This is a genomic window from Minwuia sp. IMCC3060, from assembly GCF_029909435.1.
Taxonomy (GTDB): domain Bacteria; phylum Pseudomonadota; class Alphaproteobacteria; order Minwuiales; family Minwuiaceae; genus Minwuia.
Window position 1 is genome coordinate 3,304,411 of sequence record NZ_CP123782.1, and the last position, 24,917, is coordinate 3,329,327.

The window sequence follows — 24,917 nt, forward strand, 5'->3', positions numbered from 1 at the left end:
TGCCAGGTCAGGCTGTGATCCAACCGTCGCCACGGCATATCTGCCCCTGATTGCAGGAAGATGACACTGTCTTCGTTCTGAAATACTGCCGCGCCATAAGACACCCGTATGTTCCGCCAGCGGGAGGGTGCCATGGCTGATCCGAAACCCTACAACGTGCTGTTCCTGTGCACGGGCAATTCAGCGCGAAGCATCATCGCGGAAGCGATACTCGCCCGGGAAGGCATGGGGCGGTTCAATGCCTACTCGGCGGGCAGCAACCCTGCGGGCAAGGTCCATCCCTACGCAGAGGAACTGCTGCGCAATCTCAATCACGACGTGAGCGGGCTCCGGTCCAAGAACTGGGACGAATTCGGCGCACCGGACGCACCACAGCTCGATTTCGTCTTCACGGTCTGTGACAACGCGGCGCAGGAGGTGTGTCCGATCTGGCCCGGGCAGCCGATGACAGCCCATTGGGGTCTGCCGGACCCGGCAGGCGTCGAAGGGGTGGAGGCCGTCAAGCGACAGGCATTCACCGAGACCTACCGCATGCTGAACAACAGGATCTCGATCTTCGTCAACCTGCCGCTGAGCAGTCTGGACCGGACGCGGCTGCAGTCCAGGCTCACCGAAATCGGCAAGGACAAGACGAAGACCGCCTGAGGGACAGCGACTGACATGACAGCTACGACCGGCAAGCGCCTCGTGGCGGAGGCCCTGGGGACCGCGATCCTGCTGGCGACCGTCGTCGGGTCCGGAATCATGGGCCAGACCCTGGCCCAGGGAAACGACGCCATTGCCCTGCTTGGCAATACGATCGCCACGGGCGCAATTCTCGTGGTGCTGATCGTGATGTTCGGTCCGCTGTCCGGTGCGCATTTCAACCCTGCCGTCACCCTGGTGTTCCTGTTGCGGGGGGAAATCACGGCGCTCATCGCGGCGGTCTACGTCGTGTTCCAGGTGGCGGGCGGCATTGCCGGCGTGATGGCAGCGCACGTCATGTTCGAGATGGACATGATCAGCGCCTTTGCCCGCCCCCGTACCGGCATCGGACAGTGGTTCGCGGAGGGCGTGGCAACCTTCGGACTGGTGCTGACGATCCTTGGCACCGTGCGCCATCGGCCGGCCTGGGTGGGACCGGCAGTCGGCCTCTACATCACCGCCGGGTACTGGTTCACCGCCTCCACCAGCTTCGCCAATCCCGCCGTCACCATTGCCCGCAGCCTGACCGACAGCTTTGCCGGCATCGGTGCCGCCGATGTTCCGGGGTTCATCCTGTCACAGGTTGCCGGAGCGGCCATTGCCTGGGCCGTGGGCAGGTATCTCTTCGACGACGACTGAGACCAGCCGGACGGTGACGCGCGGTGCCGTCACGGGTCCGGACACTGCCGGAGCCGGATCAGGAGGCGTCCGACCGGCTGCGCTCCAGCTCTGCCTTGAACTCCGGCACCAGTTCCTTCAGCAGGGTCAGGGTGCGATCCGTCCGCCGGGCATGGGCATGGGACCTGAGTTCGTCCAGGGCACGACGCAGGATGGCGAGATCGACCGCGCGCGGGGAGGCAAGGAAGACACCCTCCACGGCGGTCGCATCATCGGTCTCGGAGTTGTGCAACAGCTCCTCGTAGAGCTTCTCGCCGGGACGCAGGCCGGTGAAGGCGATCTCCACATCCCGGTCCGGCCTGAGACCGGCGAGGCGGATCATCATCCGCGCCAGGTCCTGGATGCGTACCGGGTCCCCCATGTCGAGCACATGAATCCGCCCCGTCTCCGTGCTGCCGGTGCCCCGGTGCGCGGCCGCTGCCAGCACCAGTTCCACCGCCTCGCGGATGGTCATGAAATAGCGGGTGATCTCCGGATGGGTGACGGTCAGGGGCCCGCCCGCCGCAAGCTGGCGCTGAAACAGCGGCACCACGGAACCGGTGGACCCCAGGACATTGCCGAAGCGAACCGTGACGAAGCGCGGCGTACCGCCGGCGCCGGCGCATTCGATATCCAGAGCCTGCGCATAGGCCTCGGCCAGCCGTTTCGTCGCGCCCATCACATTTGCCGGATTCACCGCCTTGTCGGACGAAATCAGCACCACCACGCCAACGCCATGCGCGCGACAGGCATCGGCCACATTCCGCGTGCCGATGACGTTTGTCAGCACACCTTCCTCGACATTGGCTTCCACCAGCGGCACATGCTTCAGCGCGGCGGCGTGAAACACGATATCCGGCCTGAAACCGGCGATGACGCCGTTCATCCGCTCGGAATCGCGCACATCGGCAAGCGTCATGTGGCGGCGCAGCTCCGGCCAGCGCTCGGACACCTCCATGTCGATGGTATAGAGCGCGAACTCCGACAGATCGACCAGCGACAGTTCTGACGGGCCGAGTTCCGCAACCTGTCGCACCAGTTCGCTGCCGATCGAGCCCCCCGCGCCGGTCACCAGCACGCGCTTGCCCGTGATCAGCCCCTGCATCGCCGCGCGATCCAGCCGCTTCTGCGGTCGGCCCAGCAGATCCTCCACCTGGACCTGGCGGACTTCGATCCGGTTGACGCCGACCCCGGTCTCCAGCGCGCCCATGTCCGGCACCCGGCTGAGCGGCAGACCGATCTTCTCCGTCCGTTCCAGCAGATCGTGCAGCAGGTCCGGGTTCAGTTCGCGCTTGGTGACGATGGCGCGCTGCGGACGGCGGTGCCTGGCCTCCAGCGTGGAGACGACGGAGGCCATGTCGTCCAGCCCGCCCATCACCGGCACCCCGCGAATGGCCCGCCCGACCCGCTTTCCCGACTCGTCCAGGATGGCGACGGGGCGATAGCTGGTCGTGCCGCGATCCACCTCCCGCAGGAAAAGCTCCGTCCCTGATCCGGCGCCGATCAGCAGCACGGGGACGGCCTCCCCACGCGCCTTGCGCGCCAGGCCGAGGGAGCCGAGTCCCCCCTCCACCCGCAGGCGCAGCAGCAGCCGCGGTCCGACAAGCAGCGCCACCAGCAGGATATAGTTGATGAACGGCACCGTGCGCGGCAGCGTGTCGAGCCGGTTGTAGGCGAACAGCGCGAGATAGGAGAAGAGCACCACGATGGCGGTCGCCTGCAGGATCCTCACCAGATCCCGCATCGAGACATAGCGCCAGACCCCGCGGTGCAGCCCGAACAGGGCGAAGACAACCAGCGACAGGGGCACGAGGACCAGCGTCGCCTCCAGCCACATGTGCGACGTGATCTCGTACCCGCCCAGACCGTAGCGCAGGATCATCGCCCCGATGAAGGCCATCGGCGCGGCGGCCACATCCCAGGCCAGACTCATGTAGGGTTTGAAACGCAGACGCATCAGCGCGGATATCCCGGAAAAGGGGCGATTCACGCTTCTTATCACGCGAAATGTGATTGGTGAAACATCAGCCACATGGTGCAGCGCGTCGACGGAGGCCAAACGCCGCATCGCTTGCCGCCTTTCTGTCCCGATGATAGGTACACCGCGCGTCGGCACTGTTCCGGCGCAGGCCTGATTTCATGACCGGGAAGAGAATGCCATGTCGCTAGACAAGGACACCGTGCGGCGCGTCGCCAGACTGGCGCGGATCGAGGTGGCGGAGGATCGGCTGGAGGCCCTGGGCCAGGAGCTGAACCAGATCATCGGCTTTGTCGAGCAACTGGACGAAGTCGACACGTCCGCGGTCGCGCCCATGACGTCGGTCGCGAAGCAGAAACTGCGCTGGCGGGCCGATGAGGTCACCAGCGGCGGACAGGCGGAAAAGGTGACGGCGAATGCACCGTCATCCGACATGAATTTCTTCGTTGTGCCGAAGGTGGTCGAGTAATGGCAGCGAACAGTGAACTGACCGGCCTGACACTGGCCCAGGCGCGCGATGCGCTGGCGAAGGGCGAGACGACCAGTGTCGAACTGACCGAGGCCTATATCGACGCCGTCGCCGCTGCGCGGTCGCTGAATGCCTTCGTCACCGAGACACCGGAGAAGGCGATGGAGATGGCGAAGGCCTCCGACGCGCGGCGTGCGTCGGGCACGGTCGGCGCCATGGAGGGCCTGCCGCTGGGCATCAAGGACCTGTTCTGCACGAAGGACGTGCTGAGCACCGCCAGCAGCCACATCCTCGACGGGTTTCAGCCGCCCTATGAGTCCACCGTGACCACGAACCTGTGGAACGCAGGCGCGGTGATGCTGGGCAAGCTGAACATGGATGAATTCGCCATGGGCTCGTCCAACGAGACCAGCTACTACGGCCCCGTCGCCAATCCCTGGCGGCCGGAGGGCGACAACCGCACCTTCGTGCCCGGTGGCTCGTCCGGCGGATCGGCCAGTTCGGTCGCGGCGGAGATCGTGGTGGCGGCAACCGGTACGGACACCGGCGGTTCCATCCGCCAGCCCGCGTCCTTCACCGGCATCGTTGGTGCGAAACCGACCTATGGCCGCTGTTCACGCTTCGGCGTCGTGGCCTTTGCCTCTTCGCTGGATCAGGCCGGACCGATGACACGCACCGTGCGGGATGCGGCGATCATGATGGGATCCATGGTCGGGTTCGACCCGATGGATTCCACCTCCGTCGACATGCCCGTCCCGGATTTCGAGAGCGCCCTGACCGGGGACATCCGCGGCCTGAAGATCGGCGTTCCGGCGGAATACCGCATCGACGGCATGCCCCCGGAGATCGAGAAACTGTGGCAGCAGGGTGAAGCCTGGCTGCGGGACGCGGGCGCGGAGATCGTGCCGATCAGCCTGCCGCACACGAAGTATGCCCTGCCGGCCTATTACATCGTCGCCCCGGCGGAAGCCTCCTCGAACCTGGCGCGATACGACGGGATGCGGTTCGGCCTGCGCGTCGATGGCCAGGACCTGACGGAGACCTACGAGAAGACGCGGGCGGAGGGCTTCGGGGCGGAGGTCCAGCGCCGCATCATGATCGGCACCTATGTGCTGTCGGCGGGATACTACGACGCCTATTACCTGAAGGCGCAGAAGGTCCGGACCCTGATCGGACAGGATTTCGAGCAGGCCTTCGGGCAGGTGGATGCGATCCTGACCCCAACCGCACCCTCCGCCGCCTTCGCGGCAGGGGAGAAATCAGGTGACCCGATCGCCATGTACCTGAACGACGTGTTCACGGTCCCTGCCTCCATGGCCGGGCTGCCGGGCATGTCGGTACCGGCGGGCCTGTCGGACAACGGCATGCCGCTGGGGCTGCAGGTGCTGGCCCCGGCATTCGACGAGATGACCATGTTCCGTGTGGGGGGTGTGCTGGAAAGTGCCGCCGCCTTCTCCGCACGGCCCAACAAGTGGTGGCTGGCATGAGAGACATCCCGACCAATCCCGACAACCTGATTGCGGGCGAGACCGGTGACTGGGAAATCGTCATGGGTCTGGAGATCCATGCCCAGGTATCCTCGAACGCCAAGCTGTTCTCCGGCGCCTCGACCGAGTTCGGTGCCGATCCCAACAGCCAGGTCAGCTTCGTCGACGCGGGCCTGCCCGGCATGCTGCCGACCATCAACGAACGCTGCGTCGAGCAGGCCGTGCGCACCGGCATGGGCCTGAATGCGGAGATCAATCTCTATTCCGTGTTCGACCGGAAGAACTATTTCTATCCCGACCTGCCGCAGGGCTATCAGATCAGCCAGTTCAAGCAGCCCATCGTCGGGCGTGGTTCCGTCACGATCGAGCTGTCGGACGGCACCACCAAGGAAATCGGCGTGGAGCGGCTGCATCTGGAGCAGGATGCGGGCAAGAGCCTGCACGACCAGCATCCTTCGCAGACCTATGTCGACCTGAACCGCTGCGGCGTGGCGCTGATGGAGATCGTCTCCGACCCCGACATGCGCTCGGCGGAGGAAGCCTCCGCCTATGTGGAGAAGGTGCAGCGCATCGTGCGCTATGTCGGTTCCTGCGATGGCGTCATGGCGGAAGGGTCCCTGCGCGCGGACGTCAATGTCTCCGTGCGCCGTCCGGGCGGCCCGCTGGGCACGCGCTGCGAGATCAAGAACGTCAATTCCATGCGTTTCATCCGCCAGGCCATCGAACATGAGGCCCGCCGCCAGATCGAGATCCTGGAGGATGGTGGCACCATCGACCAGGAAACCCGGCTCTACGACCCGAACAAGGGTGTCACCCGCTCCATGCGGTCGAAGGAGGAAGCGCACGACTATCGCTACTTCCCCGATCCCGACCTGCTGCCGCTGGAAATGGAACAGGAATGGGTGGACGCGATCCGCGCCAGCCTGCCGGAACTGCCGGACGCAAAGAAGGCCCGCTTCATGGCCGACTTCGGCCTGTCCGAATATGACGCCCGGACGCTGGTCTCGGACCGGGAATCCGCCGACTACTACGAAGCCGTGGCCAGCGGGCGTGACCCGAAGCTGTCGGCCAACTGGGTGACGACGGACCTGTTCGGATATCTGAACCGTACCGGCATCAACATCGCCGAAAGCCCCATCAAGGCAACGCAGCTCGGCCAGTTGATCGACCGCATCGTCGACAAGACCATTTCCGGCCGCATCGCCAAGGAAGTGTTCGAGGTGATGTGCGAAACCCATCAGGACCCGGACGCGATCATCGAGGAAAAGGGGCTGAAGCAGGTCACCGACGAAGGCGCGATCACGGCGGTCGTCGATCAGGTGATCGCGGAGAACCCGGACAAGGTGGCGGACGTGCAGGGCGGCAAGGAGAAGCTGCTCGGCTGGTTCACCGGTCAGGTCATGAAGCTGTCAGGCGGCAAGGCCAACCCGCAGGCCGTCAACAAGATCCTGCGCGAGAAGATCCTGGGCGACTGACCCGTACCTCTGTCGATGCCGTGCCCGGGCTTGCCCCGGGTACCCAGCGGTGCCGCACGCCGGGCTCGCAGATCAGGTCTGCGAGTAGCGTGAACAGGCAGATCGCGGTCCGTTGCGCGACCGCTGTCACCTCATTCGCTGGTGGTCGGGGTGGCGGCGGCCTTCTCCTCGAACTTCACCTTCGGCTCGGGAAGGCTGCAGTCCTTCCTGGCCGCGACTTCGCGCAGCCAGAGATTGCGGCGGCGATAGGAGTCGATCTCGATCCGCTCCGCGTCCTTGAAGTCCATGAAGAAGAGCGGCACCAGGAGGAAGGCGCCCGCAATACCGAGAGCGACGTTCTTGCCGGTTGCATCCTCACCAGGCAGCCGACGGATGATCTCGGCCTCGTTCGCGGCGATCTCGTGGCGCAGTCCCTCGCAGGTCCGCCCCTCGTCACCCGGCTGGTACTGAACAACCGGATTCGGCGACGAACCACCACAGGCTGCCAGCAGGAGTGACGAAGCAACGACCGTCGAGACCGCAAAGGATGCGCGCATTTTTGATTCCAGTACCCGTAATGTTGAATATCAGGCACCGGAATACAGGAGAAAGTCAGGCAGAGAGCAAAAAACATCACCTGACGCGCGCATTCTTTCCGAACCAGCTACGTGTCGGGCACCTCGTGTGCGATACGGCTACCCCGCTGCCTTCGTCTTGTCGCGATAGAGCTGGTAGAGCTTCTGCACCTTGGGTGCTGCCAGATAGGCGATATAGGGCTGGGTCGGATTCCGGGCTGCGTAGTTCTGGTGGTAGTCCTCCCCGTCGAAGAAGGTGTCCAGCGGCTCCAGCACCGTGGCGATGGGCTTGTCGAAGACACCGGCTTCGTTGATCTGGGCGATATAGGCCTCCGCCACGCGCTTCTGCTCCTCGTCCAGCCAGAAGATGGCGGAGCGGTACTGACGGCCGATGTCGTTGCCCTGCCGGTCCTTCTGGGTCGGGTCGTGGGCCACGGCGAAGAAGATCTTCAGCAGTTCGCCATAGCTGATCAGGTTCGGGTCGTAGCGCACCTCGATCACTTCCGCATGGTCGGTGCGGCCGGTGCAGACGCTGCGGTAGTCGGCGGTTTCCGCCGTGCCGCCCGCATAGCCGGAGACCACCGAATGCACGCCCTTCAGTTCCAGATAGACCGCCTCCACGCACCAGAAGCAGCCACCGGCGAGGATCGCGATCTGCTCCTCCTCAGTCGGTGCGACATCGATCGCGGGATCCGGAAAGTCCTTCGACACCACACCAAAGGCACCGTCGTCGCGCTTGCTGCCGAATAGAGCCATGATCCGTTCCTCCGTTGGCGTTTCCGTGTCCCCTGCAGGTGGTCCCCGCCGGGTTGATTGTCAAACCGTTCCGTCGTCCAGCAGCTTCCTGAGTTCACCCTTCTGGATCTTGCCCGTGGCTGTCATGGCGAACTCGGTCACGAAGCGGACAAGGCGCGGGGTCTTGTAGCCGGCCATGTTGGCGCGGCAATGTTCCTGCACCGCTTCCACGGTCAGGGACGCGCCCGGCCTGCACAGGATGAAGGCGCCCACTTCCTCCCCGAACAGCCTGTCGGGCACACCGATGACGGCACAGAGTGACACCTCCGGCAGCATGTAGAGAACGTCCTCGACCTCGGTGGAGTATATGTTCTCCCCGCCGCGGATGATCATGTCCTTGGCCCTGTCCACCAGGAACAGGTAACCGTCCGGGTCGCGATAGCCCAGGTCGCCGGTATGCAGCCAGCCACCGCGCAGGGTCTCCTCCGTCGCTTCCGGTCGGTTGAGGTAGCCGACCATGTTCTGCGGCCCCCGGCTGACCAGTTCACCCACCGTACCATGCGGCACCTCGCGGTCCAGTTCATCGACCACACGCAGTTCGCTGCCCGGGATCGCGACACCGACGGACCCGATCTTCCTGAAGGCTTCCGCCGAGGAGAGCGCCACCAGCATCCCCGTACTCTCCGTCTGGCCCATGCAGTGGACCAGCCCGGCATTCGGATACATGTCCTGCACCGCCTGCAGCCGGTCCATGGCCATCGGCGCTGCACCGAATCCGATCATCCGCACATGACTGAAGTCCAGTTCCTGCTTCAGCGGGTGCTGTTCCATCATCAGTAACTGGCTCGGCACGGCGAAGAAGGCGTCGATCCGCTCTTCGGCGATCACCCGCATCGTCTGTTCTGTCTGATAGCTGTCGATGACCAGGGTCGCACCCAGGGTCAGGGTCACCAGAAAGAAGACGTGGCTGGCGATATGAAACATGGGTGTGCAGGCGAGGAACCGCATGTCGGTGCCCGGATACTCCCAGGCCTCCGGCATCATCAGCGCACCGGCGATCAGGCTGTGATGGGTATGAATGACGCCCTTGGGGGTGCCCGTGGTGCCGGAGGTGTAATAAATCGCGGCATGGTCATGCACATCGATGCCACTGCTCGGCTGCCAGTCACCGGCATCGGGCGGCGGCGGGTCACGGTCCACCACGAAGCGCGGCGGAGACCGCTCCGCCAGCACCAGCGCCGCATCGATCAGATCGTCGAAGCGGCTTTCCTGAACGAACAGCACCGGTGCCGAGTCCTGCACCATGAAGGCCAGTTCGCGCGGTACCAGTTTCGGGTTGATCGGCACCGCGACCGCCCCCGCGCCAAGGATCGCCAGGTACCAGACCGCATAGTGATCCGAATTGTCGACCAGCAGTTCCACCCGATCACCGGGCCGCACGCCGCATTGGTCGGTCAGCAGCGCGCGTGTGGCCTGGATCCGGCGCATCATCGCGCCATAGCTGGTCTTCCGCCCCTGGAACTCCATCGCGGTCCGGTCCGGGGCATGTGCCGCCGCGCGCGCGACCAGGTCGGTGAAGGTCAGGTCACCGTTGATGCCATAGCGATCCCGCATCTCGGCCACGAAATCATCCGGGGTGACGTCATAGCGACGCGACCGGGCTTGCAGCAGCGGGAAACGGGCCGCCCCGTCTCCACCCGTCATGCCGCGGGCCGCCAGGCGCCACCGGCCTGTTCCATGCCGCCCAGTGCCTGATAGACCGCGTCCACCAGCCCCTGACCGCGCTCGTTGAGCAACAGCCCCTCTCCCATCCGGTTCATGGTGTAGCCGAAACTGATGCCGGTCTCGGGATCGGCGAACCCGAGGGAGCCACCCGCGCCGACATGGCCGAAGGCGCGCCGCCCGATGATCGCGCCTTCGATCCCCAGCGCGCGATTGTCCATGGACTTCATGAAGCCCGGTGCAAAGCGGGTCGGGATCTGCAGGGTGGCATCACGACCGGTGGCCATGGAAATGGCCTCCATGTCCGCCAGCGTTGCCGCATCCACCAGATCCACGCCGTCCCATGAGCCGCCATTGGCGAAGGGTCGATACATACCCTCCAGCCCCCGGCCATTGGTGATGCCTCCCGCGCCGCCGAGCTCCGCCACATGTCCCTCGCGGCTGTTGCAGCCCTTCGACAGGAACCCGCCGGAATTGAACAGGAACAGGTGCGGGATGGAACCGGGCTGGTTCAGCCCGACCTCCAGGAACGGCGGCTGGGCATCGCCCGGTTCGTGCCTGCGGAAGATCATCGGCGCCACGCGCGGTTCGATCTCCTCCGGCAGGCCGATCCAGAAGTCGAGGCCAAGGGGTTCGGCGATCACGTCCCGGAAATACTCGCCCAGCGACTTGCCCGACGCCCGACGCACCAGTTCGCCGACCGTCCAGCCGAAGGTCAGCCCGTGATAGCCGTTGCGGTCACCCGGTCGCCAGAACGGTTCCTCCGCCGCCAGGCGCTCGCACATGTAGTCCCAGTCATAGATGCCGTCGGTCTTCAGCTTCTCCCGCAGCACCGGCACCCCGACCGAATGGTCCAGCATCATGCGCACGGTGGCATCCTGCTTGTTGCCCGCCGCGAACTCCGGCCAGATATCGCCCACGGGCGTGGCCAGGTCGAAGGCCCCCTGGCTGATCAGCGTGTGGGCGCAGATCGCCGTGGCCCCCTTGGTGCAGGAAAAGACCACGGATACCGTGTCTTCCTGCCAGGGTGCCTGCGTCTTCTGATTGGCGATCCCGCCCCACAGGTCCGCCACGATCTCTCCGTGCAGGGCCACGCGCAGGCTGGCGCCGACCTCTCCGAACTCGGAGAAATTGCGCGCGAACGCTTCCCTGACAGGCGCGAACTGGTCCGCCACCTGCCCATGAACAGCCGTATCCGACATCCGGTTCCCTCCCCCGAAACGCATGAGCGAACAGTCTACAGCGCTCCGGTGCCAGATGAAATCACGCTGAGATCACTGCAGGAATCACTGCGGCTCCTGCGTCTGGCAGATCACCAATGCCACAGACGTGTCACAGGTGTACCACGCCACGACCATCGCCGGAGGTTCATCCTGTCCAGGTTTGCCATGCCGCACGGGCGTTTCCCGGGCGGTGGGCCAGATCGGGGGATCAAGAGATGCAAGACAATCGAATGACTGTTTCATCGGGCAGGCTGCCGACCATGGCTGCCGCCCTGTTCGCGGCCGTCTTCGTGGCTACGGGCCCGGGCCTTGCCGCATCCTGGGGCGGGGCACCGATACCGTCGCCCTATGCGAGTTATGACTCCGCGCTGACAACCCGTTATGCCGCGTTGTCTGATATGGAATCCGCCGACGGTGACAGCAGCGACGAATGGCACTTCTGGTACAAGTCCCGTGATGCCGACGGCGGCTATCTGGTGCTGCCGGAGGATCCGGCCCGCCGCGAACTGGCAGAGGGCGACCGGGACTATGCGCGCACGGCCTACCGTCGGCTGCTGCGGGCCTACAGCTCGGGCATGCCGCTCACCCGCACCACGACGCTGGCCGATGCCCAGGCCAACTTCGATTGCTGGCTGAACGATACCGAGGAAGGCAGGAACCCGGCACGCGCCGACGCCTGCCGCCAGCGTTTCGAGGATTCGATGGCCAAGATCGATCCGCAGATCTGGCCGGCACCGGCACCGAAACCGGTCCCGAAGCCGGTCAAGCAGGTCGCGGCGATCAACGCGACGACGACCACCGACACACCGGCGCGACAGCCGCAGCGTGTGGCTGCCGCTGCCCTGCCTTTACGTCACCTGCTCTTCTTCCGGCTGAACAGCGCCGAGCTGACGCCGGAAGCGCTGGAAGTCCTGGACTCCGCGGCCCGCGACGCTGCAGCCTTCCCGTCTGCGGACATCCGGGTTGCCGGATTCACGGACCGGACCGGCGACGACGAGTACAACCGGAAACTCTCCCTGCGCCGGACGGCTGCCGTCTCGCTTGCGCTGCGTGAGCGGGGGATCGACGTCCTTCGCGTCGATGAGGTGGCGATCGGCGAAACCGCACAGGCCTACCCGACGGCTGACAATGTCGCGGAACCCCGCAACCGGCGCGTCGAGATCGAGATCGGCCTCGGATACTGAACAGCGGTCACACGCCCGTCCTCACCCGACACGACTCGGTCACAGTGACATCACTGACGGGTCATTCGGGATGCCCCAGCTTGGGAGGACGGGCGCAGGAGCATGCGGCCCGACAGAGCAACCGCAAGGAGATCGATCATGACCACGACCCGGATCCGTACGCTTCTGATGAGTGGTGTCGCGACGGCCTGTGTGCTGGCAGTGACTGGTGGGGCAAGTGCAGCGGGCTATGGCGGTGCACCGATCAAGTCACCCTATGCCAACTATGACGCGGCGCTGCAGCTTCGCTATGAGGCGCTGTCCGATATGGAAGCCCGTGAGAACGACTCGACCGACGAATGGGCCTACTGGAACAAGGCGGTCGATGCCCGCGACGGCTACCTGGTGCTGCCTGATGATCCCGCAGGCCGCGACCTGAAGCCGGAAGACATGGCCTTTGCGCAGCGGGTCTACACCCGTCTGCTGAAGGCCTATCGGGCCGGTGTGCCTGGCAGTGCCGCGAGCGAACTGGCCGATGCGCAGGTCAACTTCGACTGCTGGATGAATGACGTGGAAGAGGGCACGAACCTGCGCCGTGCCGAGATCTGCAAGGCACGCGTGACAGAGACCCTGGCACGCATGTCCGGCCCTGAGACCGGCGTTGCGCCTGTCGCCAGTTCCGGTGACCGCCGCGTCGCGACCGCCTCCGATGCCGCGGCACCGGTTGCCAAGGCTGTTCCCGTGCTGCCCGTCAGCCATCGCCTGCTGTTCGGTTTCGACAGCGCCGAGCTGGACAATGACGCACATGCGAAGCTGGACGAGATCGCGCGCCAGGCGGCGGCCTATCCCCAGGCCGATATCCGGGTAACGGGCCACACGGACCGGGCAGGTGACGCCACCTACAACCGAATACTGGCGGAGAAGCGCGCCGCCAATGTTGCCGAGGCACTGCGCCTTCGCGGTCTCAACCTTGCCCGCATCGACGAGATTCCGGCTGGCGAGAGCGATCCGGCCATCGCGACCCCCGATGGTGTTGCCGAACCGCAGAACCGTCGGGTCGAGATCATGATCGACGATCGCTGATCCGCGACCGCCACGTAAATCCCGACGAACAGGCCCGCTCCGTGCATTCACGGGGCGGGCCTTCGCTTTTCCGGCGGGGCCGGAACCGGGTTCGTCAGTCTTCCGTATTGGGCAGGGCGTCGGACGTGGTCTCGGGCGTACCGCCTTCGCGCCGCTGTACCAGTCCCCGCTCCTCCAGCTGGGTCACCAGACGGTCCAGCGAGGAGTAGATCTGCAGGAAACCCTGCGGGCTGCTGACCAGGCGCTGGGAGAACTGACGTGCCGGCTTGCCCTCCGCGTCCCGCTGGGTCGGAGAATGGGTGAAGAAGTCGATGCGAACGGCACCGTCCTGGATCCCGACATTGAAGACGCCGTCGACGAAGACCTGATTCTGGTCAGCCATATGCTGTTTCCCCTTGGTTCCCGGGAGCCATGCCCCGACTGAAAGACCATTGAGGAATAGCGGAAATTCAGGATCCCAGGCAATCAATTCGGGTGCCGGGCGGCGGAATCAGCCGCCGCGGCCCGACGCATCTGCCTGCGGGTCTGCGCTTCGCGATGGGCGATATAGGTCGCCGAGCCGACAATGATCGCACCGCCGATCCAGGTGCCGAGTGCCGGATCCTCGCCGAACATGTAGATACCGATCAGGGAGGCCCAGACGAGTTGCAGGAACTCCACCGGCTGGGTCACCGACAGGTCCGCCGCGCGCCACGCCTTGGTCATGCAGATGTGGGCCAGGGTGGCCAGCCCGGCCACTGCCGCCAGGGAGAGCACCTCCTCCAGTGTCGGTGTCCGCCAGACCATCGCCGCCGGGATGGCGAGCACGATGGTCACCAGCATTGAAAGCCAGGCAACAATGGCCGTCGTTGTTTCCGTATCCGTCAGGCGTTTGGTGATGATCTTCGACGCCGCGAACAGTGGCGCCGCCAGCAGCATCGCCGCCTGCCCGTATCCTAGCGCACTGAAGTTCGATTGCAGCTCCGCCATTGACCCCGGCAGGCCGAACAGCACCACCAGCGCGCCGGTGAAACCCAGCACCACGGCCACGATGCGGCGCAGCTTCACCACCTCGCCCAGGATCAGGATCGCCCCGAGCGTGGCCCAGACAGGCGAGGTGAAGCCCAGCGCCGTGACCTCCGCCAGCGAGATCTTGGAGATGGCGTAGAACCACAGCATGACCCCGCAGCCGTGCACCAACCCACGGAACAGGTGCATGACCGGACGCTTGGTCCGCAACTCGCTGCGCCGCGCGCCGAGGAAGATCGGCAGGATGAACAGGAACCCGAAGAAATAGCGGATGAACGCCGTCTCCGCCGGGTGCAGGTCACTGGAGACATAACGAATGATACCCGTGAAGATCGCGAAGATGACGCCGGATGCCGCCAGCCAGGCCATGCCGATCAGCGCACCGTCACTGATGACCTTTCCCGACGGACCACCGGAAGGTTCCGGCCCGCCGGGCGCGATCTCGCTTTCTGCCACATTTGTCATGTGCGGACACTACGACTGCATTCGTGGATATTCCATGATGATCCTCAACAACCCGGCCATGCTGCAAGCCACGCTGCCGGGCTGGCCCCTTGACAGGGTGACGGCTGTTTCTGACTGTAGGTCAGCAGTTGCGTGTTCGCCGGGCGGATACGATCACGCCCGAAACAGGATACAGATGCCGGATACAGCGATACATTCTGGAACAGCGCCACGCCGCGCAAGGGGCGCCGCCGACAAGGCCGCGCGTCGACAGACCATCCTTGCCGCAGCGGGGGAACTGTTCGATGAGACCGGGGGTGAACTGCCGTCGGTCGATCAGGTCGCCCGCCGCGCCGGACTGGCCAAGGGCACCGTCTATCTCTACTTCCGCGCCAAGGAGGAGATGTTCCTGGCTCTGCTGACGCAGGAGCTCGGCGGCTGGTTTCAGGCCCTGACGGGCATCATGCAGGACGAGGCACTGGTGCGTTCCGGTGCCGCCGCCGTCTCGAAGTCACTTGTCCGGGACCTGGCACAACGGCGCAACATGCTGCGTCTGGCGGTGCAGTGCCACGGCACCCTGGAACGCAATGTGGCGGAGGACGCCGTACTGGCCTTCAAGCAGGTGACCGCAGGCGGGCTGGTCGAACTGGGCGGCATGGTGGAGGACCGGTTTCCCGGTGTGAAACCCGGCGACGGGCCGACCCTGCTGCTTCAGCTCTACGCCCTGATCGTCGGTCTCTGGCAACTGGCAGAACCGCCGAAGTCCGCGCGCGCCATTCTGGAGCGCCCGGAATTCAGCAATCTGAAGCCGGATTTCGAGCATGCGCTGACCGGCGGAATGACGGCGATTCTCAGCGGCGCCCTTGATAACTGACCACGGGTCATTTATATCCTGAAGCTTGTTCAGGGGGACTTCTGAACCCTGCGGATCGGGAGGCTGCGCATGATCGACTTCGTTCTCAACGGCGAGACGGTTTCCGTTGATGTGGAACCGGATACGCCCCTGCTCTGGGTCATTCGCGATACCCTCGGACAGACCGGCACGAAGTTCGGATGCGGCGTTGCCGCCTGTGGTGCCTGCACCGTGCATGTGGATGGGGTGGCAACGCGGACCTGCGTCCTGCCCGTGGAGGCCGTGGCGGGGGCAAGTGTCACGACAATCGAAGGCATCACGGACGGCGGAACCCGCCACCGTGTGCAGCAGGCCTGGATCGATGAACAGGTACCGCAGTGTGGGTACTGCCAGTCGGGCATGATCATGGCCGTCACCGCGCTGCTGGCCGAGAACCCGTCCCCCACCGACGCCGACATCGACGATGCCATCACCAACATCTGCCGCTGTGGCACCTACAGCCGCATTCGCAGCGCGATCCATCGCGCCGCACGCGCCTGAGGGAGGTCAGCATGGCACGCAACAGGAAGAGCACCGAAGGCAAGCCGAAGAGCCGCGCCCGCCGCCGTTTCCTGATCGGCAGCACCGTGGCCGCAGGCGGCCTGTTCGTCGGCTGGCAGCTGCTGGGCGGCGGCGCCCCCACCGATCCCGCCACGCTGCTGGACCCCGGCGCGGACGAGGCCGCGCTGAATGCCTGGGTGAAGATCGCCCGCGACGGAACGGTCACCATTGCCGTGCCCCGCAGCGAGATGGGCCAGGGCATCCACACCGCCCTGCCGATGATCCTGGCGGAGGAACTGGACGCCGACTTCGACCGGGTCGAGATCATCGACGCGAAGGTCGACAGGATCTACGTCAATGACGTCATGCTGCCGGAAGGCTTTCCCTTCGGCCCGCACGACGAGAGCTTCATTGCCCGTCAGGCCCGCGCCACCGGACGCTGGCTGTCCGGCGTGATCGCGGTCCAGGCCACCGGCGGTTCGACCAGTGTGCGTGCCGGGTGGCAGCCGATGCGGGAAGCCGGCGCCATGGCCCGGGAGATGCTGAAACAGGCGGCGGCAACGCGCCTCGGCACCCCTGTGGCCAGCCTGAAGACCGAACGCGGCGAAGTCGTGGACCCGGCGTCGGGCAGGCGTATCGGCTATGGCGAGCTTGCCGCCGACGCGGCCGGCGTGAAACTGGCCGAGGTCCCGCCCCTGCGCGCGCCCTCGCAGTTCCGCATCATCGGCCAACCGAAGCAGCGGCTGGACATTCCCGCCAAGGTCGATGGCACCGCGACCTTCGGCATCGACGTCCGCCTGCCGGACATGCTGTTCGCGGCGGTGAAACATCCACCTGTGGTGGGCGCAAGCGTGACACGCTTCGACCCGGCGCAGGTGCAGCGGATGCCCGGCGTCGTAAAGACCGTGGCTGTTCCCGGCGGCGTTGCCGTCATTGCCGACAGCACCTGGCGGGCGAAGCAGGCCATCGACGCACTGGATATCGAGTACGACCTGGGCGAGACGCCCGATTTCTCCACCGACGCGCTGTTCGACAGCTACGAGGCCGCGCTTTCCGAAGATGGCTTCGGCTATCAGGATGACGGCGAAGCGGTCGAGATGCTGGAGGCCGCGGGCAGCAACGTGCTGGAGATGACCTACCGCACGCCGTTCCTGGCCCACGCGCCGATGGAACCGATGAACTGTACCGCGCGCATGGACGGCGACAGGCTGGAAGTCTGGGCGCCGACCCAGGCACCGTCCGTCAGCCGCTGGATCGCGGCCGGCCAGGCCGACATGGACGAGGACAGGGTGACCATCAACGTGACCTATCTGGGTGGCGGTTTCGGGCGTCGTGGGGAGCCGGACTTCATCCGCCAGGCCGTCGCCTGCGCCATGGCCGTGCCCGGACGCGGCGTGCAGGTGGTCTGGTCGCGGGAGGAAGACATCCGTCAGGACACCTATCGCCCGGCGACCCTGGCGCATTTCCGTGTCACCACCGACGGCGAAGGCTATCCCGTTGCCTGGGCCAACAAGCTTGTCGGCCCCTCAACCTCCGGCCAGGCGACCATGCGCTACATTCCCTTCGGCTCCGATTCCGGACCCGACCGGACCACGGTCGATGGCGCCGCATGGCTGCCCTATGCCATTCCCAACATGCGGGTGGAACACATCCTGTCACGCGTGCCGGTGCGGATCGGCTTCTGGCGCTCCGTCGGCCATTCCCAGAATGCCTTCTATTCGGAGGCCGTGATCGACGAACTGGCCCATGCCGCAGGCAAGGACCCCTACGCCTATCGCATGCATCTGCTGGCAGACAGCCCCAGGTACGCCAGGGTGCTGCAGACCGTGGCACGGATGGCCGACTGGGAAGCCGGCGCACCGGCAGGCCGCGCGCGGGGCATCGCCCTGCACGAGAGCTTCGGCAGCATCGTTGCCCAGGTAGCGGAGGTCTCGCTGGACGACGGTCAGCCCCGGGTTCACCGGGTCTGGTGCGCGGTCGATGCGGGCATCGTCATCAACCCCGACACCATCGTCGCCCAGATGCAGGGCGGCATCGTCTACGGCCTGACCGCCGCGCTCTATGGCGAAATCACCTTCGCGGACGGCGCACCGCAGCAGTCCAACTTCCCGGACTACGAAATGATCCGCCTCTCCACCATGCCGACCATCGAGACGGAGATCATTGCCTCGACGGAGGCGCCGGGCGGTGCCGGCGAACCCGGCACACCGCCCATTGCACCCGCCGTCACCAATGCCCTGTTCGCCCTGACCGGCCAGCGCGCCCGCGAGCTGCCCCTGTCCCGCCATGACTGGACCACGACGGGAAGCTGAGGCGGCGCGTCAGTCGTTGCCGCCCTCGGGACCGAACCGGAACCGGAAGTCGCAGTGACTGGCCCCTGACAGGATGGTCTGGGTGCGGGTCAGTTCCGCATCCGGGTTGAAGCCTTCCATCAGCGCATAGTCGCGATTGCACGACAGGATCGCGCCAAGTTCCGGGATGCCGAGCGCGCGGTACATCTCCGCATAGCGGCAGCGGGTGACGTTGAAGTTCAGCGCCGTGTCGGACTGGTCCAGCACGTCGATTTCCAGCGCGCCGTCCTGCCGCCAGTACTTCATCGACTCCATGAAGGTGGCGGAATCGTTGCCGCCCATGGCCTCCGCAAGTTCGCCCCCCTGTTCCTGCGCGATCTTCACGATGGTGTCGCGCACGATGGACAGCACTTCCTCCCGCCCGAAGGCGTCGGCCAGCGCCTCGACCACCGGCGCGACGACCCGCGCCTCCGTCTCCCGCCGGGCCAGCACCCCGATGCGCTGTGTCAGCGTATCGGGCATTTCCGTCTTGCCATTCTCGTCACTCATCTCCGCCTCCCCTTGCCATGAGCCTGCATTGTCGGGGCGGCGGCGGCGTCAATCAACTGTCGGGGCATGCCGGTCGTCGATCAGACGCGTCGAGCGGCGGAAGGTCAGGTACGCCCAGGCCCATTCCAGCGCCACGGAGAGCTGATCGCGCTTCGAGGTCAGGAACATCACGTGGACCACGCCCCAGAACCACCAGGCAACAGGTCCGGAGATCCTCAGCCGTCCCAGGTCCGCCACTGCAGAGGCCCGGCCGATGGTGGCCAGATTCCCGGCATGGCGATAGCGGAAGGCGCCAGGGGCCTTCGCCCGCGTCAGGCGGGCGTTGATGACCCTGGCCACATGGGCGCCACCCTGCTTTGCGGCGGGGGCCAGGCCAGGCACCGGCTGACCGTCCCAGCCATCACTGGCAGCCGTATCGCCGACGACGAACAGTTCCGGATGTCCGGGCACGCACAGGTTCGCGTCCACCTTCACCCGCCCGGCACGGTCCGCTTCCGCCCCCAGCCAGCGCGCCGCAGGGGAGGCCATGACCCCCGCAGCCCAGAGCGCCGTGCGCGCGGCAATCCGCTCCTCCCCCACCGTCACACCCTCCGCATCGATCCCGGTGACCCGGCTGCCCAGACGCACCTCGACGCCGAGCCTTTCCAGCGATTCCCTGGTGCGGCGGGAAAGCTCCGGCGGGAACGGCGGCAGCAGGCGATCCGCACTCTGCACCAGGATGACGCGCGCGTTGGCGGGGTCGGCATTGCGGAACTCCCCGCGCATGCCGTGATGCGCCAGTTCGGCAATCGCCCCGGCCAACTCGACGCCGGTCGGGCCGCCGCCGACGACAACGAAGGTCATCCAGGCGGCGCGTTCGGTCGGGTCCATGCACTCCTCTGCCGCCTCGAAGGCACCCAGGATCCGGCCCCGGATCTCTGTCGCGTCCGGGATCTTCTTCAGACCCGGAGCGAACTGTTCCCACCCGTCCTTGCCGAAATAGGCATGGCGCGCCCCGGTGGCGATGACCAGATGGTCGTAGCCAATGGCCGTCCCGCCGATCAGGACCTGGCGCCCTGCCGTGTCCACATCGGTCACCCGCCCCATCAGGACCCGCACATTGGGCTGGTCGCGGAAGATCTCCCGGATCGGGCTGGCGATGTCGGCGGGGGACAGTCCGGCCGTTGCAACCTGATACAGCAGCGGCTGGAACAGGTGATAGTTGCGACGGTCGATCAGGGTGATCCGGCAGGGGCTGTGCTTCAGTCCCTGCACGGCGGCGACACCACCGAAGCCCGCGCCCACGACCACCACATGCGGCAGTTCACCATCATCCCAGCGGGCAGGCTTCAGCGCGGCGGGGTAGCGTGCCACCAGCAACCGCTGCAACAGGGTATCGAGCGCCAGTGGTCCCGGCCCGCGCAGCGCAATCAGGCCCAGGATCGCCAGCCACCAGAAGTGATCCGCATGATCAAGATAGGTGAACTGGATCACCAGGGTCATCGCGATCAGGGGCAGGGTCGCGAGGCGGCAGAAGAGACCCAGCAGGATCGCCACCGGGGCTGCCAGCTCGAAGAACGTCGCCAGCCAGGCCGCGAGCGCAGGCGGGATCAGCGGCACCGCATATTCGTACTGGAACAGCAGGATGGTGTTCCCGAAGTCATCGATCTTGGTCAGACCGGAGGCGAAGAATATCCAGGCGATCCAGGCCCTGAACAGCACGAGCCAGAGTGGTGCGAGGAACCTGTCCGACCACTGCCAGAACCGGTGGAAGGTTCCGACCAGCGGCAGCGGCAGGGTCGCAAAGCCGCGCCCCAGAAGGCGGTCGAGCGCGATCGGACCGGCCCCTGCCACCACGTACCAGCCCAGGAACAGCGCCCAGAAGATGTGGACGTTCAGTTCCAGATAGACGGACTGGATCACCAGACTGAGGATGGCCATCGGCAGCGCCACCAGCCGCGTTGCCAATCCCAGCATCAGCGCCCCGCCACCCACGATCTCGATGGCCGCCCCCAGCAGTGCCGCGAGCCAGGGTGCCAGCCAGGAGACCGGATATTCATGGGTTGCGAGGAAGACCGCGCTGTCCCAGTTCGCGAGTTTGACCAGGCCGGAAAGCAGGAACGTCTGGCCGATCCAGATGCGCAGCACCAGCTCGAGCACGGGCCAGCCGATGTTGCCCAGCACATCCTGGATCCGTGCGATCCGGCGATGGACCGGCGCCAGCCAGGCAGGCGCTCTTGCTACGGGCACGAAATCGAGTTCAGCCATGGCGCGGCCTCCTGCTGCGGGGGTTCTGTAACCTTTGTCTCCCTTCAGACGTCACAGAGACAGGTTCGGTTACACACCAGCCGTTGCAACAGGGTCACGAAAGTCCGCCAGAAGTGCCGTTTGACAGAATCCAGCCGTCGCAGGATGCTACGCCATGCTCCCCACCTGGGCCAGAACACCACATGCGCTGGACAAGTTCCCTATTGCTGCTCTGCCTCGCAAAGGCAGATGACCCCGTCGGCACGGCCCGGCGTGTCGGCAGCCTCGCGGCAGCACTTGGCGCCACTTGCGACATGGATGAGGAACAGGTCATCCGGGCGGCGCTGGCGCGCATGGCCGGTGTCGCGATGCGTTACGTCGAGAACCATGATGAGGCCATGGACTGCGCGCAGGATGCCCTGATCCGGGCCGTCAATGCATTCGACGGCTTCGAGGGGCGATCCAGCGTCAGTTCGTGGCTGCACCGCATTGCCGTCAACTGCGCCCTGGAGCAGTTGCGGCGGCGCGGGCGCAGGCAGGAAGTTTCCATCGACGACCTGATGCCGACCTTCGATGACAGTGGCATCCTGAATGACAGCCTGGTGGTGAGTGACGACAGCGCCGAGACCATCCTGCAACGGGCCGATGCCCGCGCGGCGGTTACCAGCGCCATTCAGGCGCTGCCGGAGAGCCACCGCACCGTGCTGCTGCTGCGCGATATCGAGGAGCTGAGCATCAGCGAAGTCGCGGAGAAGCTGGAGATCACGCAGGGCACGGCAAAGGTGCGCATCCACCGCGCCCGGTCGGCGCTGCGCAAGCACCTGGAACCCCTGATCGCGGGGGGACAGCTATGAACGACCCATTGCTCGCCATCCTGCTTCGGCTGGCGCGCGGCCACGCGCAGGAACGGCATGGCTGGCGTCACCGGATGGTCGGTCTGATGTTCCGGTACTATCCGGGACTGATCAACTGCCAGACCTTCGAGAGTTTCCTGATGGACTACCACGAAGGCACCCTGCCGGAACCATCCCGGAAGCGTTTCGAACGCCATCTGGCCATGTGCGGGCTCTGCCGTGCCAGCTACCAGGGCTATGTCCGCAGCATCGAACTGGGCCAGCGGCTGTTCGAGACCGAAACCGGTCCCCTGCCCGAGGAGGTTCCGTCGGAACTGGTTGGCGCCGTCCTCAGCGCCATGCGGGCGAAGGAACAGGGCGAAGGCTGAAGGCTGGCCGGACTGTTCGTGGGCCGTGCCGCCCCTCTCCCCCACCCGGCCCCCCATTCAGGATACTCCCCTGGGTGGCCGGGTGGGGGAGAGGGGCGGCACGGTCTACCGACAGAATCCTCTCCAGAGGGGCGGCACGGTCAGCACGCAGACGAAATCCTACCTGCCCGTATAGGCCGGTTTGCGCTTCTCGCTGAACGCGGTCAGCCCCTCCACCACATCGGCGGAACGGCCATAGCCTTCCCAGACTTCCATCTCGGTGCGCAGCGCGCGGTCGAGGGGCATGTCGAGGCCCTGATCCACCATCTGTTTCATCAGGCGCGTCGCCAGCGGGCTCTTCTCCGCAATGCGGGCCGCAACCCGTTCCACTGTCGGGATCAGTTCATCGTCCGGCACCACGTCATTCAGCAGGCCCCATTCGAGCAGCGTCCGGGCGGGCAGAAGTTCCCCGGTCAGCAGCAGGTACTTGGCGCGGGTCTCGCTGATCTTGCGCGGCAGGCGGATGGAACTGCCGCCACCGGGCAGCATGCCGAAATTGATGTGTCCGTCACCGATCTTCGCGCTTTCCACGGCAAAGGCCAGATCACAGGCCAGCAGCAGCTCGATCCCGCCCGCGGCGGTGATGCCGTTCACGGCGGCGATGGTCGGCTTCTCGCATTCGCCGACAACCGCAAAGGCCTCGTAGGCCTGGCGCATGAAGGTCCGGACCTTCTCCGGGTCGCCCTGCCCCATGAAGCTGAGGACATACTTCAGATCGGCACCGGCGGAGAACGCCCGCCCGGATCCGGTGAAGACCAGCACCTTGACCTCCGGATCCGCCTCCACCTTGCGCACCACCTGCGTGTAGCCGTCCAGAATGTTCTGGTTCATGGCGTTCAGGGCCTCGGGCCGGTTCAGGGTCACCCACGCAACCCCGTTCCTGACCTCATAGCGCATGTCTTCGTTCATCTGTCTGTCCTCCCCAGGATAGTTGTTCAGGCCGGATCACCGTCGCCGGGGCGCAATACCCCGCGCAGTTTCAGTGTCAGCAACAGTGTCAGTGCCATGATGCCGCCACCGATCAGATAAGGCCAGTCCGGCCCGAGCGTTTCAAAGATCGGCCCACCCCATGCCGGGCCAAGAACCCGTCCAAGCGACGATGCCCCGTGGCACAGGCCGAGGAACGCGCCGACGCGGGTCGCGGGCACCAGATTGCTGGCAATGGCAGACTGGGTGGGGGAAGAAAAGGCCATGCCGAGACACATGAAGGTCACAGAGATCAGAAGCGTCACCGCATCCACCGCCAGGATGATCGCCGTCAGCGCGACGGTCAGGCTGCACAGCGCCGCGACCAGCAGTCTGAAGTTTCCGACCATCGGTGCAATGCGCCCCACCAGAAACCCCTGACAGATGATGATCAGGATGCCGATGTAGGTGAAGGTATAACCGACCTGCAGCGGTCCCCAGCCCAGGTTGACAGCGGTCCACAGCGGAAAGGTCGCCTCCACCTGGCTGAAGGTGAAACTGATCGCGAAGAAGATGACGACCATCCCGAGCAGCTCCGGTCGCGACCGGACAATCTGCAGCCGCTGCCGGAATGGGACACGATCCTCGCTGTCCCGGCTCTCACGCGGCAGGCTCTCGGGTAGCGCGAACAGGCCCCAGACCAGCGCCAGCAGGCTCAGCCCGGCCGCAACGAACGCGGGCATGCCATACTCCGCCGGACTCGGATCCGCTCCCAGGATGAGGCCGCCCAGTGCAGGACCAAAGGCGAAGCCGAAGCCGAAGGCCGCACCCGTCAGCCCCATGGCCCCTGTCCGGCCCGACCCGGAACTGATGTCTGCCGCATAGGCCTGCGCCACCGCGATCTTGCCCGCCGCCATGCCACCGATGACACGGGCGACGAACAGGGTCAGTAGACTGTCGGCCAGTCCGAACCCGAGGTAGGCGATGACGTTGACACCCAGACAGGTAAGAATGATCGGACGTCGCCCGATCCTGTCGGAAAGCCGGCCCAGCAGCGGCGTGCCTACCAGCTGACCCAGCGAATATGTGGCGAACAGCAGCGCCACTAGCGCCGGACCTGCCCCGAAGTCCGTGGCGTAGAACGGCAGCAGCGGGATGATCAGGCCAAAGCCCAGCATGTCGATCGCGATGGTGACAAGCAGGACCGGCATCGGGCCGGTCTTGAGCATCAAGACGGCTTACTTCAGCTCGACTTCGATGAAGCGGAACGCAAAGTCGTTGTCGTTGATGACGTCGTGCTCCACCCCGGCCTCGCGGGTGTAGGACACGCCGGTCTGCAGCGGTGCCTTCGACAGGCCGTCCGAGGTCTCGATGGTTAGGTCACCGGTGGTCACGGGCACCACGACATAGTCCATCTCGTGGCGATGCCAGCCCGTATGGCCGCCGGGTGGAAAACTCCATTCCGTCACCACGACTCGATCCGTCTCAAGCTGCTTCGTGCCAGTCGCAAGGGGGCGTTCGGTATCACTCACGGGCATCAACTCCGGCTGTGGGGACAGGGACCGGCATGGCCGGTGCGCGCCGACAGTGTTGCACAACAGGTTGACGT

The 24,917-nt window shown here is 65.5% G+C and carries 24 protein-coding genes; 12 read left to right on the top strand and 12 right to left on the bottom strand.

Features of this window, described 5'->3' with window-relative positions; all coding sequences use genetic code 11:
- Positions 1 to 132 precede the first annotated feature (132 nt).
- Positions 133 to 645 (top strand): arsenate reductase ArsC, encoded by a 513-nt coding sequence (locus QGV54_RS15470; RefSeq protein WP_281019808.1) that lies wholly within the window; start codon positions 133 to 135, stop codon positions 643 to 645.
- Between the two features lie 15 nt (positions 646 to 660).
- Positions 661 to 1,323 (top strand): MIP/aquaporin family protein, encoded by a 663-nt coding sequence (locus QGV54_RS15475; protein ID WP_281019807.1) that lies wholly within the window; start codon positions 661 to 663, stop codon positions 1,321 to 1,323.
- A gap of 58 nt (positions 1,324 to 1,381) precedes the next feature.
- Here the strand turns inward: QGV54_RS15475 and QGV54_RS15480 are convergent, their stop codons facing one another.
- Positions 1,382 to 3,298, bottom strand: a complete 1,917-nt coding sequence (locus QGV54_RS15480) for a nucleoside-diphosphate sugar epimerase/dehydratase (protein WP_281019806.1) — start codon at positions 3,296 to 3,298, stop codon at positions 1,382 to 1,384.
- A gap of 202 nt (positions 3,299 to 3,500) precedes the next feature.
- Here QGV54_RS15480 and gatC point away from each other — a divergent pair, with 202 nt between their 5' ends.
- The 3 genes from gatC to gatB are packed head-to-tail and all read left to right on the top strand — an operon-like array spanning position 3,501 to position 6,750.
- Complete coding sequence (gatC, locus tag QGV54_RS15485; protein ID WP_281019805.1) at positions 3,501 to 3,788, top strand: Asp-tRNA(Asn)/Glu-tRNA(Gln) amidotransferase subunit GatC; 288 nt, start codon at positions 3,501 to 3,503, stop codon at positions 3,786 to 3,788.
- Positions 3,788 to 5,275: an Asp-tRNA(Asn)/Glu-tRNA(Gln) amidotransferase subunit GatA gene (gatA, locus tag QGV54_RS15490; protein ID WP_281019804.1), complete on the top strand. Its 1,488-nt coding sequence runs from the start codon at positions 3,788 to 3,790 to the stop codon at positions 5,273 to 5,275. Before gatC ends, gatA begins: the two co-directional genes overlap by 1 nt.
- The gene (gene gatB / locus QGV54_RS15495; RefSeq protein WP_281019803.1) at positions 5,272 to 6,750 is read left to right on the top strand and encodes an Asp-tRNA(Asn)/Glu-tRNA(Gln) amidotransferase subunit GatB; all 1,479 of its coding nucleotides are present in this window, start codon (positions 5,272 to 5,274) and stop codon (positions 6,748 to 6,750) included. Before gatA ends, gatB begins: the two co-directional genes overlap by 4 nt.
- A 131-nt stretch (positions 6,751 to 6,881) precedes the next feature.
- Here the strand turns inward: gatB and QGV54_RS15500 are convergent, their stop codons facing one another.
- From QGV54_RS15500 to QGV54_RS15515, 4 genes are all read right to left on the bottom strand, one after another.
- Positions 6,882 to 7,286 (bottom strand): hypothetical protein, encoded by a 405-nt coding sequence (locus QGV54_RS15500; RefSeq protein WP_281019802.1) that lies wholly within the window; start codon positions 7,284 to 7,286, stop codon positions 6,882 to 6,884.
- 138 nt (positions 7,287 to 7,424) lie between these two features.
- Positions 7,425 to 8,060 carry a peptide-methionine (S)-S-oxide reductase MsrA gene (gene msrA, locus QGV54_RS15505; RefSeq protein WP_281019801.1) on the bottom strand — a complete coding sequence of 212 codons (636 nt, stop codon included), beginning with the start codon at positions 8,058 to 8,060 and terminating at the stop codon, positions 7,425 to 7,427.
- 60 nt (positions 8,061 to 8,120) lie between these two features.
- Positions 8,121 to 9,743 (bottom strand): AMP-binding protein, encoded by a 1,623-nt coding sequence (locus QGV54_RS15510; RefSeq protein WP_281019983.1) that lies wholly within the window; start codon positions 9,741 to 9,743, stop codon positions 8,121 to 8,123.
- A complete protein-coding gene (locus QGV54_RS15515) occupies positions 9,740 to 10,963 on the bottom strand; it encodes a serine hydrolase domain-containing protein (RefSeq protein ID WP_281019799.1) in 1,224 nt (407 codons plus the stop codon). Before QGV54_RS15515 ends, QGV54_RS15510 begins: the two co-directional genes overlap by 4 nt.
- A 236-nt stretch (positions 10,964 to 11,199) precedes the next feature.
- Here QGV54_RS15515 and QGV54_RS15520 point away from each other — a divergent pair, with 236 nt between their 5' ends.
- Positions 11,200 to 12,168 carry an OmpA family protein gene (locus QGV54_RS15520; RefSeq protein WP_281019798.1) on the top strand — a complete coding sequence of 323 codons (969 nt, stop codon included), beginning with the start codon at positions 11,200 to 11,202 and terminating at the stop codon, positions 12,166 to 12,168.
- A gap of 138 nt (positions 12,169 to 12,306) precedes the next feature.
- Positions 12,307 to 13,230, top strand: a complete 924-nt coding sequence (locus tag QGV54_RS15525; protein ID WP_281019797.1) for an OmpA family protein — start codon at positions 12,307 to 12,309, stop codon at positions 13,228 to 13,230.
- Between the two features lie 94 nt (positions 13,231 to 13,324).
- Here QGV54_RS15525 and QGV54_RS15530 read toward each other — a convergent pair whose 3' ends face one another.
- On the bottom strand, positions 13,325 to 13,612 hold the full coding sequence (locus QGV54_RS15530) for a hypothetical protein (RefSeq protein ID WP_281019796.1): 288 nt from the start codon (positions 13,610 to 13,612) through the stop codon (positions 13,325 to 13,327).
- 83 nt (positions 13,613 to 13,695) lie between these two features.
- Positions 13,696 to 14,703 carry a DMT family transporter gene (locus tag QGV54_RS15535; RefSeq protein ID WP_281019795.1) on the bottom strand — a complete coding sequence of 336 codons (1,008 nt, stop codon included), beginning with the start codon at positions 14,701 to 14,703 and terminating at the stop codon, positions 13,696 to 13,698.
- A 175-nt stretch (positions 14,704 to 14,878) separates the two neighbouring features.
- Between QGV54_RS15535 and QGV54_RS15540 the strand changes: the two genes are divergently transcribed.
- The 3 genes from QGV54_RS15540 (at position 14,879) to QGV54_RS15550 (ending at position 18,387) form a co-directional block, all read left to right on the top strand.
- A complete protein-coding gene (locus QGV54_RS15540; protein ID WP_281019794.1) occupies positions 14,879 to 15,556 on the top strand; it encodes a TetR family transcriptional regulator in 678 nt (225 codons plus the stop codon).
- A 69-nt stretch (positions 15,557 to 15,625) separates the two neighbouring features.
- Positions 15,626 to 16,075 (top strand): (2Fe-2S)-binding protein, encoded by a 450-nt coding sequence (locus tag QGV54_RS15545; protein WP_281019793.1) that lies wholly within the window; start codon positions 15,626 to 15,628, stop codon positions 16,073 to 16,075.
- 11 nt (positions 16,076 to 16,086) lie between these two features.
- Positions 16,087 to 18,387 (top strand): xanthine dehydrogenase family protein molybdopterin-binding subunit, encoded by a 2,301-nt coding sequence (locus QGV54_RS15550; protein ID WP_281019792.1) that lies wholly within the window; start codon positions 16,087 to 16,089, stop codon positions 18,385 to 18,387.
- Between the two features lie 9 nt (positions 18,388 to 18,396).
- On the opposite strand, the gene QGV54_RS15555 is transcribed toward QGV54_RS15550, so the two are convergent.
- Positions 18,397 to 18,915 (bottom strand): L-2-amino-thiazoline-4-carboxylic acid hydrolase, encoded by a 519-nt coding sequence (locus QGV54_RS15555; protein ID WP_281019791.1) that lies wholly within the window; start codon positions 18,913 to 18,915, stop codon positions 18,397 to 18,399.
- A 48-nt stretch (positions 18,916 to 18,963) separates the two neighbouring features.
- On the bottom strand, positions 18,964 to 21,162 hold the full coding sequence (locus tag QGV54_RS15560; RefSeq protein ID WP_281019984.1) for an FAD-dependent oxidoreductase: 2,199 nt from the start codon (positions 21,160 to 21,162) through the stop codon (positions 18,964 to 18,966).
- 182 nt (positions 21,163 to 21,344) lie between these two features.
- Between QGV54_RS15560 and QGV54_RS15565 the strand changes: the two genes are divergently transcribed.
- On the top strand, positions 21,345 to 21,995 hold the full coding sequence (locus QGV54_RS15565) for a sigma-70 family RNA polymerase sigma factor (RefSeq protein ID WP_281019789.1): 651 nt from the start codon (positions 21,345 to 21,347) through the stop codon (positions 21,993 to 21,995).
- The gene (locus tag QGV54_RS15570) at positions 21,992 to 22,363 is read left to right on the top strand and encodes a zf-HC2 domain-containing protein (RefSeq protein WP_281019788.1); all 372 of its coding nucleotides are present in this window, start codon (positions 21,992 to 21,994) and stop codon (positions 22,361 to 22,363) included. The genes QGV54_RS15565 and QGV54_RS15570 overlap by 4 nt, the downstream gene beginning before the upstream one ends.
- Before the next feature lie 159 nt (positions 22,364 to 22,522).
- On the opposite strand, the gene QGV54_RS15575 is transcribed toward QGV54_RS15570, so the two are convergent.
- Genes QGV54_RS15575 through QGV54_RS15585 form a run of 3 tightly spaced genes read right to left on the bottom strand, consistent with a single transcriptional unit; the run spans position 22,523 to position 24,840 of the window.
- Positions 22,523 to 23,311 carry an enoyl-CoA hydratase/isomerase family protein gene (locus QGV54_RS15575; RefSeq protein WP_281019787.1) on the bottom strand — a complete coding sequence of 263 codons (789 nt, stop codon included), beginning with the start codon at positions 23,309 to 23,311 and terminating at the stop codon, positions 22,523 to 22,525.
- 26 nt (positions 23,312 to 23,337) lie between these two features.
- A complete protein-coding gene (locus QGV54_RS15580; RefSeq protein WP_281019860.1) occupies positions 23,338 to 24,537 on the bottom strand; it encodes an MFS transporter in 1,200 nt (399 codons plus the stop codon).
- Positions 24,538 to 24,546: 9 nt separating this feature from the next.
- Positions 24,547 to 24,840 (bottom strand): cupin domain-containing protein, encoded by a 294-nt coding sequence (locus QGV54_RS15585; protein ID WP_281019786.1) that lies wholly within the window; start codon positions 24,838 to 24,840, stop codon positions 24,547 to 24,549.
- Positions 24,841 to 24,917: the final 77 nt, after the last annotated feature.

What these genes read in the sequence shown, in the direction of transcription:
- QGV54_RS15480 (WP_281019806.1), bottom strand. Translation starts at nt 3,298, where the DNA reads ATGCGTCTGCGTTTCAAACCCTACATGAGTCTGGCCTGGGATGTGGCC.
- gatA (WP_281019804.1), top strand. Translation starts at nt 3,788, where the DNA reads ATGGCAGCGAACAGTGAACTGACCGGCCTGACACTGGCCCAGGCGCGC.
- QGV54_RS15470 (WP_281019808.1), top strand. Translation starts at nt 133, where the DNA reads ATGGCTGATCCGAAACCCTACAACGTGCTGTTCCTGTGCACGGGCAAT.
- QGV54_RS15515 (WP_281019799.1), bottom strand. Translation starts at nt 10,963, where the DNA reads ATGTCGGATACGGCTGTTCATGGGCAGGTGGCGGACCAGTTCGCGCCT.
- QGV54_RS15510 (WP_281019983.1), bottom strand. Translation starts at nt 9,743, where the DNA reads ATGACGGGTGGAGACGGGGCGGCCCGTTTCCCGCTGCTGCAAGCCCGG.
- QGV54_RS15565 (WP_281019789.1), top strand. Translation starts at nt 21,345, where the DNA reads ATGCGCTGGACAAGTTCCCTATTGCTGCTCTGCCTCGCAAAGGCAGAT.
- QGV54_RS15580 (WP_281019860.1), bottom strand. Translation starts at nt 24,537, where the DNA reads ATGCTCAAGACCGGCCCGATGCCGGTCCTGCTTGTCACCATCGCGATC.
- gatC (WP_281019805.1), top strand. Translation starts at nt 3,501, where the DNA reads ATGTCGCTAGACAAGGACACCGTGCGGCGCGTCGCCAGACTGGCGCGG.
- QGV54_RS15540 (WP_281019794.1), top strand. Translation starts at nt 14,879, where the DNA reads ATGCCGGATACAGCGATACATTCTGGAACAGCGCCACGCCGCGCAAGG.
- QGV54_RS15575 (WP_281019787.1), bottom strand. Translation starts at nt 23,311, where the DNA reads ATGAACGAAGACATGCGCTATGAGGTCAGGAACGGGGTTGCGTGGGTG.
- QGV54_RS15550 (WP_281019792.1), top strand. Translation starts at nt 16,087, where the DNA reads ATGGCACGCAACAGGAAGAGCACCGAAGGCAAGCCGAAGAGCCGCGCC.
- QGV54_RS15570 (WP_281019788.1), top strand. Translation starts at nt 21,992, where the DNA reads ATGAACGACCCATTGCTCGCCATCCTGCTTCGGCTGGCGCGCGGCCAC.
- QGV54_RS15535 (WP_281019795.1), bottom strand. Translation starts at nt 14,703, where the DNA reads ATGACAAATGTGGCAGAAAGCGAGATCGCGCCCGGCGGGCCGGAACCT.
- msrA (WP_281019801.1), bottom strand. Translation starts at nt 8,060, where the DNA reads ATGGCTCTATTCGGCAGCAAGCGCGACGACGGTGCCTTTGGTGTGGTG.
- QGV54_RS15545 (WP_281019793.1), top strand. Translation starts at nt 15,626, where the DNA reads ATGATCGACTTCGTTCTCAACGGCGAGACGGTTTCCGTTGATGTGGAA.
- QGV54_RS15530 (WP_281019796.1), bottom strand. Translation starts at nt 13,612, where the DNA reads ATGGCTGACCAGAATCAGGTCTTCGTCGACGGCGTCTTCAATGTCGGG.
- QGV54_RS15525 (WP_281019797.1), top strand. Translation starts at nt 12,307, where the DNA reads ATGACCACGACCCGGATCCGTACGCTTCTGATGAGTGGTGTCGCGACG.
- QGV54_RS15520 (WP_281019798.1), top strand. Translation starts at nt 11,200, where the DNA reads ATGCAAGACAATCGAATGACTGTTTCATCGGGCAGGCTGCCGACCATG.
- QGV54_RS15560 (WP_281019984.1), bottom strand. Translation starts at nt 21,162, where the DNA reads ATGGCTGAACTCGATTTCGTGCCCGTAGCAAGAGCGCCTGCCTGGCTG.
- QGV54_RS15475 (WP_281019807.1), top strand. Translation starts at nt 661, where the DNA reads ATGACAGCTACGACCGGCAAGCGCCTCGTGGCGGAGGCCCTGGGGACC.
- QGV54_RS15500 (WP_281019802.1), bottom strand. Translation starts at nt 7,286, where the DNA reads ATGCGCGCATCCTTTGCGGTCTCGACGGTCGTTGCTTCGTCACTCCTG.
- gatB (WP_281019803.1), top strand. Translation starts at nt 5,272, where the DNA reads ATGAGAGACATCCCGACCAATCCCGACAACCTGATTGCGGGCGAGACC.
- QGV54_RS15555 (WP_281019791.1), bottom strand. Translation starts at nt 18,915, where the DNA reads ATGAGTGACGAGAATGGCAAGACGGAAATGCCCGATACGCTGACACAG.